Genomic DNA, 17,660 nt, shown 5'->3' with positions numbered 1-17,660 from the left:
TAGGATCCTGCGTGGTGCACCCTGGTGGCATGGCTATCCCCGCGGACACTCACACCCCCGCCGACGAGCGGCGGCGCGAACTGGCCACGTTCCTGCGGAGCCGCCGGGAGCGCATCTCCCCGGAGCAGGTCGGTCTCCCTGCGGTCGGCCGCCGCCGCACTCCGGGGTTGCGGCGCGAGGAGGTCGCCGGCCTCGCCGCGGTGGGAGTCACCTGGTACACCTGGCTTGAACAGGGACGGGACATCCAGGTCTCGCCCCAGGTCCTGGACTCCGTGGCCCGGGCGCTGATGCTCGACCGCAACGAGCGGTCGCACCTGTTCACCCTGGCGGGCGGCGAGGACCCCGCCCCGGTGAAGGAATGCCCGACGGTCTCGCCGGCGATCCGGGCGATGGTGGAGCAACTCGACCCGTTCCCGGCCGTGGTGATCAGCAGCCGGTTCGACATCCTGGCGTACAACCGGGCGTACACCTGGCTCACCGGAGACTTGGACACGATCCCGGATGAGGACCGCAACATCATGTGGATGGTCTTCACGGACACTCCTTTCGCGAGGAACCTGGTCGACCGGGCGGCCGCCAGGGCCGGGGTGGTGGCGCGCTTCCGGACCGCGATGGCCGACCACGCGGCGGAACCCGCCTGGAAGAGCCTGGTGGGCCGGTTGCGCAAGGTCTCCCCGGACTTCGAAGAGGCTTGGGAACGGCACGAGGTGTCGGGGCTGGTCAACGGGTTCAAGCAGTTCGCGCTGCCCGGCGCCGGCCTGCTGCGCTTCGAGTACACCAACCTGTGGCTGGGCCCCAGGAGCGGCACCAGGCTGGTCGGGTACGTGCCGCAGGACCAGGAGACCCGGGACCGGCTGCGCCAACTGGCCTCCGGCGCCTGACCCTTGGCCCACCGGCGGGAGACGGGAGCACCACCCGCCGCCCGGTCGGACCGGCCGAACGCCACCCACCCGCACAGGCCGGCGAGCGGGAGCTCCGCGCACCCCGCCATCAGTACGGCGGCCGCCAACTCGGCCCCGGCGGAGGCCGTCGCGAGGTCGCACAGCGCGTCCGCCATCAGCAGCAGTCCGGCCGCGGCCGACGCCGGACGAGGATTGCGCCCCTGCCGGAGCAGCGACGCGGCGGCCAGCAGCGCCAGCGCCTCGAACACGTCGAGCACCGCCCAGCTGAGGCCGCCGGGCAGGGTGGCCAACAGCGCTGCCCAGGGGAGCAGGAGCGCCCCGCACCCCAGGAACACCGGCGCGGGCGACAGCCGCCCGAGCGACCGCGAGCCGGCCGGCCGGCGCACCCGCACGGCCCCGCTGCCGCCGACGCCGATCGGGGCGGGCACCAGGATCAACGCGCTCATGCCGCCCTCCCCGACTCCACGTGCTCGGCGCACCGGCACACCGACCACACCTGCGTCCAGCGGAACTCCCCGGCCACCGTGGCGAACCAGAACCGGCCTGCCGTCCGCACCACGTCGGCCCGTACCGACCGCCGCCGCAGCCGGCCGGCCGTGAAACCGACCGCCTGGGGAACGGCACACGGGGGCAATCGCCCCCAGGCGCACGAGACCGGCCTCTCTCCCGGTCTGCCGGCCCTGCCGCGCCGCGCCCCGCGCAACCGGGCACCACCGAGCGAGGACTCGACCACCACGTCGAGCAACTCGCCGTACTCGTAGACCTCCATGGCCGGGCGGCGGCCGGAGCGCACGACCACCGACCACGGGCCGATCGATTCGAGCAGGCCCATCCCGCCCGTGCCGTCGAGGAGTTCGGGCCGCGCCCAGGAGCACTCCCGGTCCGCCGCACCCGTGCGGGCGAGCGGGGTACGGCCACAACGCATCAGATTCGTGTTCGTCATGCCGTCAAGAATCCTGCGGCGCAGAGATCTTGTCGGTAGCGTGCGGTTCCGTCTTTGGGGTGTAGCCAGCTACACCCCAAAGACGGAGGCCCGCGCCATGGAAGCGCCGATCAGGGGGCCTCTACGCTGATCCGCATGTTCTGGTCGAAGATCCAGACGCGCCCGTGGCGCACGATCCGCCTCGCCGCGGCCCGTGCCGTCCCGGTCCGCGCCGTCCCGGTCCGTGCCGCCGCGCGGCGCATGCCGTGGGCCACGAGTACTCGACGGGACTCGCTGTTCCTGGCCGCAGGGCTCCCGCTCGGTCTGCCCGTCGTGCTCCTCCTCAGCTCCCGGCCCCACACGATGCTGCCGGGCCTGGTCCTGATGGTCGCCCTGCTCGACCTGCTCACCACCGCCCAACGCAGCCGCGTCCGCGCGCTGTACGGGCTGGAGATCCCGAGCCGACTCCCACCGGGAGCCGGCTGGCTGGCCCGCCTGCGCGCGGGGCTGACGTGGCGTCAGGCCGTCCACCACCTGGTGGTGGCTCCGCTGCAGACGCTGGCGGCCGCGCTCGTCCTCAGCCTCTGGGGATCCGCGGCCGTGCTGCTGGGCTTCTTCGGCTGGGTCTGGCTCCTGCCGCTCGACAACCCGCTGCGCGGCAGCGCCGGTTGGACGGGCGTCGGCATCATGATCACCGTCGGCGGCCTGCTCCTGCTGGCCGTCATGCCCTGGCTGGCCGCCCTGCTCGCGGCCCTCGACCTGTGGACGGTCCGCGCTCTGCTCGGCCCGAACCGGGCGGAGGTCCTGGAACGCCGCGTCGAACACCTCGCCCGGAGCCGGGTGGACGTGGTGGACGCCGCCGACGCCGAGCGCCGTCGCATCGAGCGGGATCTGCACGACGGCGCCCAGCAGCGCCTCGTCTCCCTCGCGATGAACCTGGGCCTGGCCCGGCGCACGCTCAAGAACGTCCCGCCCGAGGCCATGGACGTCATCGTCGCCGCGCACGACGAGGCCCAGGCCGCCATCAGAGAACTCCACGACCTGGTCCGCGGCCTGCACCCCGCCGTGCTCGAGGACCGCGGGCTGGACGCGGCACTGTCCGGCATCGCCGCCCGCAGCCCCGTCCCCGTTCACCTCACGGTCGACCTGCCCGGCCGAGTGGCGCCCACGGTGGAGGCGGTCGCCTACTTCACGGTCTCCGAGGCGCTGGCGAACGCCGCCAAACACTCCCGGGCCTCCCGGGTCGACCTGGCCCTGCGCCGGCGGGCCGACCGGCTGCTCATCACCATCACCGACGACGGCGTCGGCGGGGCCGACGCCGAGCGCGGCACCGGCCTCAGCGGCCTGGGCAAGCGCGCCGCCTCGGTGGACGGATCCCTGTCCATCACCAGCCCCCGCGGGGGCCCCACCACCATCACGATGGAGCTGCCATGCGAGCTGTGATCGCCGAGGATTCCGTCCTCCTGAGGATCGGCATCGTCAAGGTGCTGGAGAGCGAGGGCTACGAAGTGGCCGCCGCCGTCGCGGACGCCGAGGCACTGCTCGCAGCCGTCGAGGAGCACCGCCCCGAGATCGTCGTAGCGGACGTCCGGATGCCACCGGGCTTCACCGACGAGGGGGTCCGGGCCGCCCTGATGATCCGGCAGCAGTGGCCCGGCACCGCCGTCGTCCTCCTCTCCCAATTCGTCGAGGAGCGGTACGCGGCCGACCTGCTCGCCAAGAACACCAGCGGCGTCGGCTACCTGCTCAAGCAGCGGGTCGCCAACGTGGACGAGTTCGTCGAGGCGCTTCAGCGCGTCGCCGGGGGCGGCACCGCCCTCGACCCGGAGGTGGTCGCCCAGTTGCTGCTGCGCCGCGACCGCGATCCACTGCACCGGCTGACGCCCCGCGAGCGGGACGTCCTCGCGCTGATGGCGGAGGGCCGCTCCAACACCGCCATCGCCGAGTCCCTGGTGGTCAGCGACAGCGCCGTCTCCAAGCACATCAACTCCATCCTCACCAAGCTCGATCTGCCGCCCGCCGAGGACGTGCACCGGCGCGTGCTCGCCGTGCTGCGCTTCCTGGAGGTGAGCCAGTGACCCGTCAGGACGTCCGGGGTGAGGCAGGCCCGGCCGCCGAGCGCCGCATCGTCCACTGGCTCCCGGACCTCGCCCCGGCGGGTCCGGCCGAGCCGGGCCCCCGCGAGCGCCGGAGTTGGCGGATCGTCAGCGTGCTGGTCCTGGTCGTCACGCTGCTGGCCGGGGCCGCGACCACCGGCGCCACCCTGGCCCAGCGGGAGACCACCCAGGAGAAGACGTACTTCCAGCCGATCACCCGCCTCGACATCGATTCGGGGCCGGCCCTGGTCAGCGTCCGGGCCGGCGGTACCGATCGCGTGGTCGTGACCGAGCACGTCGGCTGGTCGCTGATCAGGCCCACCGTCAGCGAGCAGGTCGAGACCGGCACGCTCGCGATAGCCGTCGGCTGCCCGGGGGCCGGCGTGCGTGCGCTGGTCGGCTGCACGGTCGCCGTGGAGATCCAAGTCCCACCGGCCACCGAGATCCACTCCCGCAACGGTTCCGGGCGGACGGAGATCGTGGACATCGCCGGCGCCGTCTCGGCGGACACCGGCTCCGGACAGGTCGAACTGAGGCGGGTCAGCGGCCCCGTCCGGGCGATGAGCGGCTCCGGCCCGATCACCCTCCAGTACGACCGCGCTCCCGAGTCCGTGACGGCCCGCCTGGCGTCCGGAAACCTCGTCCTGCAGGTCCCGGACGACGGCAACCGCTACCGGACCGACCTCAGCACCGCCGGTGGCCGCCAACAGATCGACCCGTCCGTCCAGGGGTCGGGCTCCGCCCGGGTGCTCGACGTCACCTCCGGCTCCGGCACCGTGACCATCAACCGGGACGACGAGCACTGACCCCCGCCCCCACCCCACCGATCCCGCCGGGCCCGGCCCACCTCCCACCCCCTAATACGCCTGGTCCCGTACCCCTGGTCCCGCGGTCTCCAAGCCCTCGCCGGGGCGGGTCGGCGGGTGGGGGAGAATGGAGTGTCCGGAAGCCCGCCGCCCCGGCCCTACCCGTTTGAGGATCTGCCGCGCATGACCACCACGCCCGACTCCGCCCAGGCAGCCCCGGCAGCACCCGACGCGCCGGAGTTCGCCCCGCTGAACATCGGGCCCATGGAGGTGTGGCCCCCAGTGGTGCTGGCGCCGATGGCCGGCATCACCAACGCCCCCTTCCGCACCCTGTGCCGGGAGCAGAGCGGCGGACGGGGCCTGTACGTCTCCGAGATGATCACCACCCGGGCCCTGGTCGAGCGCAACGCCAAGACCATGCAGCTGATCAAGTTCGACCCGAGCGAGAAGCCCCGCTCGATCCAGCTGTACGGCGTCGACCCGGAGACCGTCGGCAAGGCGGCGCGGATGATCTCGGCCGAAGGGCTGGCCGACCACATCGACCTCAACTTCGGCTGCCCCGTCCCCAAGGTGACCCGCAAGGGCGGCGGGTCGGCCCTGCCGTACAAGCGCAACCTGCTGCGCGACATCCTGCGGCAGGCCGTCGCCAACGCGGGCGACCTCCCGGTGACCATGAAGATGCGCAAGGGCATCGACGACGACCACCTCACGTTCCTCGACGCCGGCCGGATCGGCGCCGAGGAGGGCGTGGCCGCGATCGCCCTGCACGGTCGTACGGCGGCCCAGCACTACGGCGGCACCGCGGACTGGTCGGCCATCGCCCGGCTGCGCGAGTCCGTGCCGGCGGGCATCCCGGTACTCGGCAACGGAGACATCTGGTCCGCCGACGACGCGGTGCGGATGATGCGCGAGACCGGCTGCGACGGCGTGGTGGTCGGTCGTGGCTGCCTGGGCCGGCCGTGGCTGTTCAAGGACCTGGTGTCCATCTTCGAGGGCGACGTCGACTACGCCCGCCCGACCTTCGCGTACGTGGCCCACGCCATGGTGCGGCACGCCCAGCTGCTGGGAGAGTGGCTCGGCGACGAGGCCCGCGGCGTGATCGACTTCCGCAAGCACGTGGCCTGGTACACCAAGGGCTTCTCGGTCGGCTCCGAACTGCGGGTCAAGCTCGCCAGCGCCAGTTCGCTGGTCGAGCTGGCCGAGACGCTCGCCCTGGTCGACCAGGAGCAGAGCTGGCCGATCGGCGCGGACGGCCCGCGCGGCCGAACCAGCGGCAACAACCGGGTGGTCCTGCCCGAGGGCTGGTTGGACGATCCGTACGAGTGCGCCAAGCTCGGCGAAGACGCCGAATCGGACACCTCTGGCGGATGATCTGTACGGTCTGTCGAATCGGGCCGCGATTCACCTCTGGCCGCGACGTCCCAGCCGGATTGTCCAAGCTGGACAGTTGGGCTCCTTTTAGGCAAATTTTGTCAACGCAGAGCGACGGGATCATCAACGGAAAGCGACGCGCGGCGTAGCCCTGCTGGGCCCGACAGCTGAGATGCGCCCGTGACGCTGGCCACATATCGTGGCGAGTGACAGTCGGTCAGCGGACTTCGCCAAGGTGTACAAGTCGGGATCGCTTCCCGAACGGGTCGTCGGGCGGATCGCCGAGGCTGACTGCAGGAAATCAAGCCGGGGAAACGCGGTGGGGCGAACGCCGTCACTGTGTGTCCGGTTCGTGTGAGCTCGATGTGGCGATGTGTTCACTTCTTGAAGCATCGCTAGCGTCACTCGGACGATTTCAACAACGCAGGCAAACGTCCGTCGGGGCTTTAGATCTGCTGGCCAATCGCCCGTCGAGCAGCTCGTACGAGCTACTCGCCCCCCTGGACGGCCTTCGAAATGGGTATGTTCTCCGGCGTCAGGGCAACCGTGTGCGAGGAGAGCGACCCGTGGCGGCGAAGCAGAAGTTTGTTTACTCCTTCACCGAAGGAAACAAGGACCTCAAGGATCTTCTCGGCGGGAAGGGTGCGAACCTCGCCGAGATGACCAACCAGGGTCTCCCCGTCCCTCCGGGGTTCACCATCACCACCGACGCCTGCAAGGTGTTCCTGGAGACCGGCACCGAGCCGGGCTCGCTGAACGAGGAGATCACCGGTCACCTGGCGGCCCTCGAGCAGCAGATGGGCAAGCGGCTCGGCCAGGCGGACGACCCGCTGCTGGTCTCGGTGCGCTCCGGCGCCAAGTTCTCGATGCCCGGCATGATGGACACCGTCCTGAACATCGGTCTCTCCGACGCCTCGGTGACCGGGCTCGCCGCCCAGTCCGGCAACGAGCGCTTCGCCTGGGACTCGTACCGCCGCCTGGTCCAGATGTTCGGCAAGACCGTCCTGGGCGTCGACGGCGAACTGTTCGAAGAGGCGCTGGAGGAGGCCAAGCACGCCAAGGGCACCGCCAACGACCTGGACCTCACCGCCGAGGACCTCCGGACGCTGGTCGAGACCTTCAAGGCGATCGTCTCCCGCGAGACCGGCCGCGAGTTCCCGCAGGACCCGCGCGAGCAGCTGGACCTGGCGATCCACGCCGTCTTCCACTCCTGGAACGGCGACCGGGCCCGCCTGTACCGCCGCCAGGAGCGCATCCCGAACGACCTGGGCACCGCGGTCAACGTGTGCACCATGGTCTTCGGCAACCTCGGCGAGGACTCGGGCACCGGTGTCGCCTTCACCCGCGACCCCTCCACCGGTACCCAGGGCGTCTACGGCGACTACCTGCAGAACGCCCAGGGCGAGGACGTGGTGGCGGGCATCCGCAACACCCTCCAGCTGGCCGACCTGGAGCAGCTCGACAAGAAGTCGTACGACGAGCTGATGACCATCATGCACACCCTGGAGAACCACTACCGGGACCTGTGCGACATCGAGTTCACCATCGAGCGCGGCAAGCTCTGGATGCTGCAGACCCGGGTCGGCAAGCGCACCGCCGCGGCCGCTTTCCGGATCGCCGTCCAGCTGGTCGACCAGGGCCTGATCGACCTCGACGAGGCACTGCACCGGGTCACCGGCGGGCAGCTCGCCCAGCTGATGTTCCCGCGGTTCGCGCCCACCTCCGAGACCAAGCCGGTCGCGTACGGCATCGCGGCCTCGCCCGGCGCGGCGGTCGGCAGGGTGGTCTTCGACTCCTACACCGCGGTGAAGTGGTCGCGCTCCGGCGAGCAGGTCATCCTGGTCCGCCGCGAGACCAACCCGGACGACCTCGAGGGAATGATCGCGGCCGAGGGCATCCTCACCTCGCGCGGCGGCAAGACCTCGCACGCGGCCGTGGTCGCCCGCGGCATGGGCAAGACCTGCGTCTGCGGCGCCGAGGAGCTCGAGGTCGACACGAAGAACCGGAAGTTCACCACCGCCGACGGCCAGGTCGTCCACGAGGGCGACGTGGTCTCCATCGACGGCGCCAACGGCAAGGTGTACCTGGGCGAGGTCCCGGTGCTGCCGTCCCCGGTGGTCGAGTACTTCGAGGGCACCATCCACGCCGGCGCCGACGTCCAGGGCGGCCTGGTCCAGGCCGTGCACCGGCTGATGTCGCACGCCGACGGCCGCCGCCGCCTCGCGGTGCGCGCCAACGCCGACAACGCCGAGGACGCGAACCGCGCCCGCCGGTACGGGGCCCAGGGCATCGGCCTGTGCCGCACCGAGCACATGTTCCTCGGCGAGGAGCGCCGCAAGGAGGTCGAGCACCTGATCCTGGCGGACAACGACAAGGACCGCGAGACCGCGCTCTCCAGCCTGCTGCCGCTGCAGAAGGGCGACTTCCTGGAGCTCTTCCAGTCGATGGACGGCCTCCCGGTGACGGTCCGTCTGCTCGACCCGCCGCTGCACGAGTTCCTGCCCGACATCACCGAGCTGTCGGTGCGCGTCGCCCTCGCCGAGGCCCGGAAGGACCCCAACGAGAACGACCTGCGCCTGCTCCAGGCCGTCCACCGGCTGCACGAGGCGAACCCGATGCTGGGTCTGCGCGGCGTCCGGCTCGGCCTGGTCATCCCCGGTCTGTTCGGCATGCAGGTCCGGGCGATCGCCGAGGCGGCGGCCGAGCGCAAGTTGGCCGGCGGAGACCCGCGCCCCGAGGTGATGATCCCGCTGGTCGGCACCGTCCAGGAGCTGGAGCTGGTCCGCGACGAGTGCGAGCGGGTGCTCGCCGAGGTCGCCGCGTCCACCGGCGTCGCGCTCGACATCAAGCTCGGCACCATGATCGAGCTGCCGCGCGCCGCCGTGACCGCCGGTCAGATCGCCGAGGCCGCCGACTTCTTCTCCTTCGGCACCAACGACCTGACCCAGACCGTGTGGGGCTTCTCCCGCGACGACGTCGAGGCCTCCTTCTTCACCGCCTACCTGGAGAAGGGCATCTTCGGGGTCAGCCCGTTCGAGACCATCGACCGGGACGGCGTCGGCGCACTGGTGAAGAGCGCCGCCCAGGCCGGCCGGGCCACCCGCCCCGACCTCAAGCTCGGCGTCTGCGGCGAGCACGGCGGCGACCCCGACTCGGTCCACTTCTTCCACGAGGTGGGGCTCGACTACGTATCCTGCTCTCCCTTCCGGATTCCGGTGGCGCGCCTGGAGGCAGGCCGCGCCGCCATCGAGACGGCGGGAAGTGACTCGCGCTGACACGAAGCGGCGCGGTTCACTGAACGCACCCCTCCGTAGGGGAGGGGCGTACGGCGGAGCTCGGCGCAGGAGAGCCGCCGTACGAAGCAGCCGGGGCGGGAACGGACAATGGCGTCCGGTCCCGCCCTGGCGGCATTTCCGGCCGGCGCGACGCACGCGTGGCCCTGCGCCGTCCGGGTGAGCCGGTGCGGCAAGCTGGGGCCATGAGCAGCCGAAACCGCCCGATCAGTCTCGCCGCCCTGGTACTCCTGGGGCTGACCGCCCTGGTGGGCTGCGGGGACGGCTCGGGCAGCCCGAGCGCCGCCACGTCCGCCTCCGCCCCGGCCTCCCCGGCCGCGACCCGGAGCGGCACCGCGAGCGCGCCCAAGCCTTCCGCACCCGCGAAGTCGCCCACCGCCGGGACCACCTGGGTGCCCGTCAGCGGATCCCTGGCGGACGTCTGCCGCAGCAAACTGCCCGCGCAGGCCCTCGACACCCTCGGTCTGATCGCCAAGGGCGGCCCCTACCCGTACCGCTCGGACGGCATCGTCTTCGAGAACCGGGAGAGCCGGCTGCCGCGCCAGAACAACGGCTACTACCACGAGTTCACCGTGGTCACGCCGGGATCGGACGACCGGGGCACCCGACGGGTCGTCACCGGCGTTGCGGGCGAGCAGTACTGGACGGCGGACCACTACGCCTCCTTCCAGGAGATCGATCCGCGCTGCTGAGCAGCACCGTCGACCATCTCCTGACGGTCCGTCGAAAATCACTTTCCAGTGCGGAAAGTATGTGCCATGGTGGCAGCACTTGATCCGGCGGCAGGCCGGATCCGACGGTACGTCCGCTCGGGGGTATGCATGGCCGACGACAAGCAGTTCACAAGCGGCGGGCCCGCGGGGGCCGAGGCAGGCGCGAGCCTGACGCCCGCCGAGGCACTGGCCCTCGCCGGGCGGGCGCGCACCGCCGCCGCGCGGCCGGTCCCGCTGCCGTGGTGGTACGGGCCGGGCGTGGGCGCGGCCTTCGCCGCCTACGGCGCGGCGATCGGGCAGAGCTACCAGCACCAGGTGCTGTGGCTGATACCGCTGTGCGCGCTCGGTCTGGTGCTGCTGGTCGCGCCGATACTGCGGGCCGCGGTGCGCGCAGGCGGGGTCGCCCGCCTGGTCGAGGGCGGGGCCTCGGAGCAGGCACTGCGCACGCTCGGTCCGATCGTCCTGGCGGCCGCCCTGGCAGGCCTCGGCGCCTGGCTCGCCACGGGCGACCAGGGCTGGGCGATATCGGCGGCGGGCGCCGCCGGCGGTCTGGCCCACTGGGTCGTCATCGCCCGCTTCAACCGACACCTCTCAACCGCCGCAGCGAGGAGCAGAGCATGAGCAGCGCACAGTGAACGGTCTCGACCCGATACTCCACCAGCCCACCAAGCTCACCGTCCTGGCATTCCTCAGCGGCTGCCAGGAGGCCGAGTTCTCGGTGGTCCGCGACTACTGCCAGGTCTCCGACTCGGTGCTGAGCAAGACTGCGGCCGGGCTGGAGACCATCGGCTACCTGCGGGCCCGCAAGGGCTACGTCGGGAAGCGCCCGCGGACGTGGCTGGCCGCGACCGCGCAGGGCCGCGCCGCACTGGCGGCCCACCTCGCGGCACTCCAGCAGTTGGCCGCCGCCGCGGAGGCGGCCGGCTCGGACACCCGCCCCGACTAGATCCGTCTCGACGAGGCCCGCCCCGCTGAGAGCCGCCCCGACGAGGGCGGAGCCACGAGTGGTGCCCCGGCTCCTTGAAAACTCGACAGTGCGTCGAAGTAACCCGGGCCCGAAACCGGCCGGGCCGGGGGGTGTTCGGGCATCTGAGGCACCCGAACACCCCCCCGGCCCGGCACCGGGCGGCCACCGCCGGAGCGGCGGCCGATCAGCCTTCTCAGGCGGCCGGGATCAGCGAACTGCCGATCACCGGCTCGCCGACCAGGGAGCTGCCGTGTCTAAGGCACTCCTGGTTGAGCGGCGCCGGATCCGGCGCGCTGGGCGAGGTCGCGTTGGCGATCCGCAGCTCGATGATGTCCCGGACGGCGGGCCACTCCTCGTCCAGGATCGAGTAGAACGCGGTCGACCGGACGACGCCGTCCAGGCCGCGCGAGTGCGCCCGGCGCACCCCCTCGGAGGTGGCGCCCAGCCGCTCGATGGCGGTCCGGGAGCGGGCGTTGCGGGCATCGGCCCGCAGCGAGATCCGCTGCACACCCCACACCTCGAAGGCGTGCCGCAGCATCAGCAGCTTGGCCTCGGTGTTGATGCCGGTGCCCTGGGCCCGCGGGGACAGCCAGGTGTTTCCGATCTCGGCGGCGTCCGGCACCGCTTCCAGCGGGTCGCCGTACGGCACGCCGGGCGCGGGCGGCCAGATCAGCGGGCCCTGCCAGTAGTCCAGTTCGAGGAACCGGGTCGAGCCCACGACCCGGTTGTCCGCGGTGCTCACCGTGGCGAACGGCATCGACCGGCCCGCCGCTTGGTCGGCGAGGGCGCGCGCGACGTAGTCCCGGGCGGCTTCGAGGCCGTGCGGGACAGGGGTGAAGGCGTAGGTCGTACGGTCCTCAGCGCCGGCCTGGGCCAGGGCCGCGGCGTGGTGCTCGGCGAGGGGCTCCAGCCGCACGGTGCGGCCGTAGAGGGTGACGGGTACGGGCACGGATCCTTCGGTCCTTCGGCGTCGTCGGGGCCCGCGTGCCGGGTTCGCGGCGCGAGGGCAGTGGTCGTTCGCCCCGGCCCCGGGGAACGACCGTCCGGGGGCGCTACGCCAGAGGCTCGGGCGTGCGGCGGGACGGCAGCCCGGAGGCGGGCAGCGCGGTGCCGGTACGGACACGGGTCGACGGACCGATCCGGCGAGATGAGCGACGGGACAGTGTGCGTCCGCGAGATGGCCGAGAGAGAAACGAGATCACGAAGCGAAGCAGGCGGCCAGGTGAAGGCAAGGTGCGCAATGAGTGGCTGGCCGAGCAGCGGACCGGGGCGTGGCCCACGACGTGACAGACGGCGTGGCGCGACGACGCGACGATGCGAGGCAGCGAGAGGACGATACCCGCCAGAAGGCGGTGCGTCACTTCGCGGCGCGCCAGCGAGGGCGCGCGGGTCCTTTCGGCACGCCGAGACGCCTCCACACAGTATCGCCCGGGCCGCGTGCCACGCCCACGACCAGGTGCTTTGTCCAGAGGTGAGAGGATTCGAGAGACGGCGTGAAGACTCGTGCGAGGGTGGGAATGTCGGCGAGCCGCCGCACGCTGGACAGAGCAGATCCGAAAGCATTCCGAGACGACGAGACGGAACGGGGTTGGGTGCGCTGTGCGTGATCCCAAGGAGCTGTACGAGCTGGAACCGCAGGGTGTGACCGCCCTCGCGGCGGCCCGGGCCGCCGCGGAGGCCGGGGCCGGTCTGGTGCTGCTGTACCACTTCGAGGGCTTCATGGACGCCGGCGAGGCGGGCGGCCAGGTCGTGGCGCACCTGCTGGAGCACGGTTCGCCGCAGGTCGTCGCCCGCTTCGACCACGATCGCCTGGTCGACTACCGGGCCCGGCGCCCCCCGATGACCTTCGACCGCGAGAGCTGGACGGACTACGAGCCGCCGGAGATCCTGCTCCAACTGGTGCGCGATTCGGTGGGCGCGCCCTTCCTGGTGCTCACCGGCCCCGAGCCGGACACCGAGTGGGAGCTGTTCGCGGCGGCCGTCGCAGACCTGGTGGAGCGGTTCGAGGTCCGGCTGGGGGTCTCCTTCCACGGCATCCCGATGGGGGTCCCGCACACCCGTCCGGTCGGTCTCACCCCGCACGGCAACCGCGTCGACCTCGCGGCCGGCCACCCCAAGTGGTTCGACCAGGCCCAGGTGCCCGGCAGCGCCCAGGCGCTGGTCGAGTACCGGCTCGCCGAGGCCGGGCACGACGTGCTGGGCTTCGCCGCCCACGTCCCGCACTACATCGCGCGCTCGGCCTACCCGGCCGCGGCGGTGGCGATCCTGGAGGCCGTCCAGTCCGCGACCGGCCTGGTGCTGCCGGGAAGTGAGCTGCGCACCCGGGTCAACGAGGTCTACGCCGAGATCGAGGACCAGCTCTCCGACGGGGACGGCGAACTGCGCTCCGCGATCCAGGGCATGGAGGGTCAGTACGACGCGGTCTCCGGCGCCGTCGACCGCGAGAGCCTGCTCGCCGAGGCCACCGACCTCCCGTCGGCGGACGAGCTCGGCCGGCGCTTCGAGGAGTTCCTGGCCGAACACGAACGCGGCGCCGAGTAGGTGCGCCGCCGACTGCTGGCCGCCACCGCGGCGGCCCTGGTCGGCCTCGCCGGGTGCAGCGGAGCGAAGCCCGCACCCGACCCCGACCGTGACTCGGTGTCGCCGAGCCCGTCCGCGTCCCCGGTCACCGGGCCGTACGTGGCCCTCGGCGACTCCTACACCTCCGGGCTGCGGATCCCGCCCCAGGGCGGATCGCCGCAGGGCTGCGGTCGCTCCGGCGTCAACTACCCGGCGCTGGTGGCCCAGCAGCTCGGCCTGAAGGACTTCACCGACGTCAGCTGCAGCGGAGCCCGGACCAGCGACCTGACGACTGCTCAACAGACCGACAAGGGCGTGAACCCGGCGCAGCTCGACGCGATCGGCGCGAGCACCCGGCTGGTGACGGTCGGCATCGGCGGCAACGACGCCGGGTTCATGGACGTCCTGGGCCGCTGCGCGATCGAGAACCTCCGGAACAGCTTCAGCGGTCAGAGCAGCGAGGCACCCTGCCGGTCGTACTACACCACCGGGACGGGGCGGGGTGAGGTCCAGCGGAAGCTCGACGCCGCCGGGGCGCGGCTCGGCTCCGCGCTGGAGCAGATCAAGCAGCGGGCACCGCAGGCCCGGGTCCTGCTGGTCGGCTACCCGGCCCTGCTGCCGCAGGATCCGACCCGCTGCGCCGAGACGCTTGGCGACGGCATCGCGACCGCCGACGTGGGCTTCGTCGCGCAGCAGGAGCAGCAGCTGAACGCGATGCTCCGGCAGCGGGCCGAGACCGCGGGCGTGGCCTTCGTGGACACCTACGCGGCCTTCGACGGCCACGACATGTGCGCCGGCGAGGGCGAGCGCTGGATCGAACCCCTGGGCGCCGCACCGGGTCTGGCGCCCATCCACCCGAACGCCCGCGGGGAACAGGGCATGGCAGCGGTGGTGCTGGCAGCGCTCGGGCAGCACTGACCCCGCCGCCCCGTCTGCGGGAGGACGGGGCGGCGGGGCCGATGGGCAGCGGCGAGCGGTCGGGCTCGCCGCCGGACGGGGCGGATCGGACGGACGGGGTCGGATGGACCGGTCAGACGGAACGGGCGGCGTGCACGGCGATCCGGACGGTCTCGTCGTCCAGGCACTCCCCGGTGACCAGGTCGAAGCGCTGCTTGAGCAGCGGCGAGGCGACGTAGACCCGGCCGTCGGCGGTGGAGCCGAGCAGACCGCGGGACAGGACGTACGCCCCGGTGAACGGGTCGCGGTTGTCGGTGGCGTACAGGCGGTCGTTCCCGTCGCGGAACACGGCGACCTGGCGGCCGTCGGGCAGCAGGACGGCGACACCGCGGCCGGGGACCAGCAGGTCCCAGTCGCAGACCGGGGACCAGCCGGGGCCGGAGAACAGTTCGACCCGGGTGGCAGATGCGGTGATGGTCATCGGGCTTCCTCCAGGAGTCGGGCGGCCGGGAACGGGGCGTTGTCGGGGTCGAGGGCGGCGAGCAGCTGCTCCTCGGTGGCCAGCAGCACCAGGTCGGGCTTGACCTGGTCGCGCTCGGGCACGAACTGGATGCTCGGGTCGGGGACGCCGGGCGCGTTGACGAAGGAGACGAAGCGGCGCATCCGGTCGGGGTCGGCGAGGGTCGCCGCCCACTCGTCCTGGTATTCGCCGATGTGACGTGCCATCAGGGACTCCAGCTCGTCCGCGATGCCGAGGGAGTCCTCCACCACCACCTCGCGGACGTGGTCCAGGCCGCCCTCGATCCGCTCCAGCCAGGTGGAGGTGCGCTCCAGCCGGTCGGCGGTGCGGATGTAGAACATCAGGAACCGGTCGATCAGGCGGATCAGCTGCTCGTCGTCCAGGTCCTGGGCGAGCAGGTCGGCGTGCCGGGGCGTGGCGCCGCCGTTGCCGCCGACGTACAGGTTCCAGCCGTTGGTGGTGGCGATGACGCCGAAGTCCTTGCCGCGGGCCTCGGCGCACTCGCGGGCGCAGCCGGAGACCGCGGACTTGAGCTTGTGCGGCGAGCGCAGGCCCCGGTAGCGCAGTTCGAGCTGGATCGCCATGGCGACCGAGTCCTGCACGCCGTACCGGCACCAGGTCGATCCGACGCAGGACTTCACGGTCCGCAGGGACTTGCCGTACGCGTGGCCGGACTCGAAGCCCGCCGCGACCAGCCGGCTCCAGACCATCGGCAGCTGGTCCACGCTGGCGCCGAACAGGTCGATCCGCTGACCGCCGGTGATCTTGGTGTAGAGGCCGAACTCCTTGGCCACCTCGCCGATCACGATCAGCTTGTCCGGGGTGATCTCGCCACCGGGGATGCGCGGCACCACCGAGTAGGAGCCGTTCTTCTGCAGGTTCGCCAGGAAGTGGTCGTTGGTGTCCTGCAGGGCGCCCTGCTCGCCGTCCAGGATGTGCCCGGAGGCGTCCAGTTCGGGGGCCAGCGAGGCGATGATCGACGCGACCGTCGGCTTGCAGACCTCGCAGCCCTCGGCGCCGGCGGCCACCCGGCCGTGCTCGGCGAGCAGCTGACGGTGCGTGGAGACCCGCTTGACCAGGACGATCTCGTAGAGCTCGGCGCGGGTGTGGGCGAAGCACGGGCACAGGCCCTTGTCGACCTCGACGCCGCTCGCCTCCAGCTCGTCGGCGACGATGGTGCCGACCAGCTTCACGCAGGAGCCGCAGTTGGTGCCGGCCCGGGTGCATTTCTTCACCTCGGGGACGGTGGTGCACTGGTGGTCGGTGACGGCCGCCCGGATGGTGCCCTTGGTGACGTTGTTGCAGCTGCAGATCACCGCGTCGTCCGGCAGCGCCGAACTGCCCAGCGAGACCGCCGAGTCCACCCCGGCCGGCAGCACCAGGGACTCGGCGGGGACGGGCAGCGGGTTCCCGGTGCCCGCCAGCGGCCGCAGCGTGGCGTACGCCGAGGCGTCGCCGACCAGGATGCCGCCGAGCAGCGCGCCCTCCCCGGTGACCACCAGCTTCTTGTAGACGCCGGAGCGGGAGTCGGAGTACACCACGTCGAGCGAGCCGGGCGTGGTGCCGAAGGCGTCGCCGAAGCTGGCGACGTCCACCCCGAGGAGCTTCAGCTTGGTGGAGAGGTCCGCACCGGTGAAGGGCTGAGCGGCCTGCTCGGCCAGCTGCTGGGCCACCGAGACGGCCATCTCGTAGCCGGGGGCGACCAGGCCGTAGACCCGGCCGTCCACCGCGAGGGCGCACTCGCCGATGGCGTAGATGTGCTGGTCCGAGGTGCGGCAGAGTTCGTCCACCGCGATGCCGCCGCGCTCACCGACCGTCAGACCGGCCTCCCGGGCCAGCTGGTCGCGGGGGCGGACACCGGCGGAGAACACCACCAGGTCGGTGGCCAGCTCCGAGTCGTCGGTGAAGGACATGCCGACGGCGCGGCCATCGGCGACGGTGATCGACTTGGTGCCGATCCCGGTGTGGACGACGACGCCCATCGACTCGATGGTCCGCCGCAGCGCCGCGCCACCGGCGTCGTCGACCTGAACGGGCATCAGGCGCGGCGCGAACTCCACCACGTGGGTCTCCAGGCCGAGGCCCTTCAGCGCGCCCGCGGCCTCCAGCCCGAGCAGGCCGCCGCCGACCACCGCGCCCACCCGGGCCCCGGCCGAGTAGGACTCGATCGCCTGGAGGTCCTCGATGGTGCGGTAGACGAAGCACCCCTCGGCGTCCCGGCCGTCCACCGGCGGGACGAACGGGTACGAGCCGGTGGCCAGCACCAGGGTGTCGTAGGGGACGGTGTGCCCGGCGGCCGTGGTGACGGTCCGGGCCGCCGGGTCGAGTGAGACGGCGGGGGAGGAGAGGTGCACCTCGAACCCGTGCCGATCGGTGAAGCCGTCCTCCGCGAGCAGCAGGTCCTCGGGGGTCTTGCCGGCGAAGTAGGAGGTCAGGCCGACCCGGTCGTAGGCGGGTCGGGGTTCCTCGGCGAGCACGACGACCCGGTAGCGGGCGGCGGCACCGGAGTCGGCCAGGGCTTCCAGGAAGCGGTGGCCGACCATGCCGTAGCCGACCAGGAGCAGTGTGGGCTTGGTGGTGGTCATCGGGAAGTCCCTCCGAGGTCGCGCTCCGG

Annotated in this window: 15 protein-coding genes; 11 read left to right on the top strand and 4 right to left on the bottom strand. The window is 72.1% G+C overall.

Annotated elements, in window-relative coordinates; genetic code table 11:
* Positions 1 to 29: 29 nt before the first annotated feature.
* Positions 30 to 881 (top strand): helix-turn-helix transcriptional regulator, encoded by an 852-nt coding sequence (locus tag BX266_RS11440; RefSeq protein WP_099899051.1) that lies wholly within the window; start codon positions 30 to 32, stop codon positions 879 to 881.
* Between the two features lie 463 nt (positions 882 to 1,344).
* On the opposite strand, the gene BX266_RS11435 is transcribed toward BX266_RS11440, so the two are convergent.
* Complete coding sequence (locus BX266_RS11435) at positions 1,345 to 1,845, bottom strand: hypothetical protein (protein WP_099899049.1); 501 nt, start codon at positions 1,843 to 1,845, stop codon at positions 1,345 to 1,347.
* A 135-nt stretch (positions 1,846 to 1,980) separates the two neighbouring features.
* Between BX266_RS11435 and BX266_RS11430 the strand changes: the two genes are divergently transcribed.
* The 8 genes from BX266_RS11430 (at position 1,981) to BX266_RS11395 (ending at position 11,049) form a co-directional block, all read left to right on the top strand.
* A complete protein-coding gene (locus BX266_RS11430) occupies positions 1,981 to 3,267 on the top strand; it encodes a sensor histidine kinase (protein ID WP_099899047.1) in 1,287 nt (428 codons plus the stop codon).
* Positions 3,255 to 3,902 carry a response regulator transcription factor gene (locus tag BX266_RS11425; RefSeq protein WP_099899045.1) on the top strand — a complete coding sequence of 216 codons (648 nt, stop codon included), beginning with the start codon at positions 3,255 to 3,257 and terminating at the stop codon, positions 3,900 to 3,902. The genes BX266_RS11430 and BX266_RS11425 overlap by 13 nt, the downstream gene beginning before the upstream one ends.
* Complete coding sequence (locus BX266_RS11420) at positions 3,899 to 4,726, top strand: DUF4097 family beta strand repeat-containing protein (protein ID WP_099899044.1); 828 nt, start codon at positions 3,899 to 3,901, stop codon at positions 4,724 to 4,726. Before BX266_RS11425 ends, BX266_RS11420 begins: the two co-directional genes overlap by 4 nt.
* Before the next feature lie 264 nt (positions 4,727 to 4,990).
* Positions 4,991 to 6,097, top strand: a complete 1,107-nt coding sequence (dusB, locus tag BX266_RS11415) for a tRNA dihydrouridine synthase DusB (RefSeq protein WP_099907703.1) — start codon at positions 4,991 to 4,993, stop codon at positions 6,095 to 6,097.
* A 566-nt stretch (positions 6,098 to 6,663) separates the two neighbouring features.
* Entirely contained in the window at positions 6,664 to 9,372 is a 2,709-nt protein-coding gene (ppdK, locus tag BX266_RS11410) for a pyruvate, phosphate dikinase (RefSeq protein WP_099899043.1), read from the top strand.
* Between the two features lie 203 nt (positions 9,373 to 9,575).
* The gene (locus BX266_RS11405) at positions 9,576 to 10,082 is read left to right on the top strand and encodes a ribonuclease (RefSeq protein ID WP_099899041.1); all 507 of its coding nucleotides are present in this window, start codon (positions 9,576 to 9,578) and stop codon (positions 10,080 to 10,082) included.
* 129 nt (positions 10,083 to 10,211) lie between these two features.
* A complete protein-coding gene (locus BX266_RS38520; RefSeq protein WP_180290457.1) occupies positions 10,212 to 10,724 on the top strand; it encodes a hypothetical protein in 513 nt (170 codons plus the stop codon).
* A 10-nt stretch (positions 10,725 to 10,734) separates the two neighbouring features.
* Positions 10,735 to 11,049, top strand: a complete 315-nt coding sequence (locus tag BX266_RS11395; RefSeq protein WP_099899039.1) for a transcriptional regulator — start codon at positions 10,735 to 10,737, stop codon at positions 11,047 to 11,049.
* Positions 11,050 to 11,263: 214 nt separating this feature from the next.
* Here BX266_RS11395 and BX266_RS11390 read toward each other — a convergent pair whose 3' ends face one another.
* The gene (locus BX266_RS11390; protein WP_099899037.1) at positions 11,264 to 12,019 is read right to left on the bottom strand and encodes a GNAT family N-acetyltransferase; all 756 of its coding nucleotides are present in this window, start codon (positions 12,017 to 12,019) and stop codon (positions 11,264 to 11,266) included.
* A gap of 650 nt (positions 12,020 to 12,669) precedes the next feature.
* Here BX266_RS11390 and BX266_RS11385 point away from each other — a divergent pair.
* Both BX266_RS11385 and BX266_RS11380 read left to right on the top strand, forming a co-directional pair.
* A complete protein-coding gene (locus tag BX266_RS11385) occupies positions 12,670 to 13,611 on the top strand; it encodes a PAC2 family protein (protein ID WP_099899035.1) in 942 nt (313 codons plus the stop codon).
* The gene (locus BX266_RS11380; RefSeq protein WP_099899033.1) at positions 13,612 to 14,547 is read left to right on the top strand and encodes an SGNH/GDSL hydrolase family protein; all 936 of its coding nucleotides are present in this window, start codon (positions 13,612 to 13,614) and stop codon (positions 14,545 to 14,547) included.
* Positions 14,548 to 14,659: 112 nt separating this feature from the next.
* Here the strand turns inward: BX266_RS11380 and nirD are convergent, their stop codons facing one another.
* Positions 14,660 to 15,007, bottom strand: coding sequence for a nitrite reductase small subunit NirD (gene nirD / locus BX266_RS11375; protein ID WP_099899031.1), 348 nt, complete (start codon positions 15,005 to 15,007; stop codon positions 14,660 to 14,662).
* Positions 15,004 to 17,631 carry a nitrite reductase large subunit NirB gene (gene nirB / locus BX266_RS11370; protein ID WP_099899029.1) on the bottom strand — a complete coding sequence of 876 codons (2,628 nt, stop codon included), beginning with the start codon at positions 17,629 to 17,631 and terminating at the stop codon, positions 15,004 to 15,006. The genes nirD and nirB overlap by 4 nt, the downstream gene beginning before the upstream one ends.
* Positions 17,632 to 17,660: the final 29 nt, after the last annotated feature.

It is taken from the genome of Streptomyces sp. TLI_171 (genome assembly GCF_003610255.1).
GTDB lineage: Bacteria > Actinomycetota > Actinomycetes > Streptomycetales > Streptomycetaceae > Kitasatospora.
Note: the sequence above shows the minus strand (reverse complement) of the source record. Positions and strands in the feature narration are given on the sequence as shown.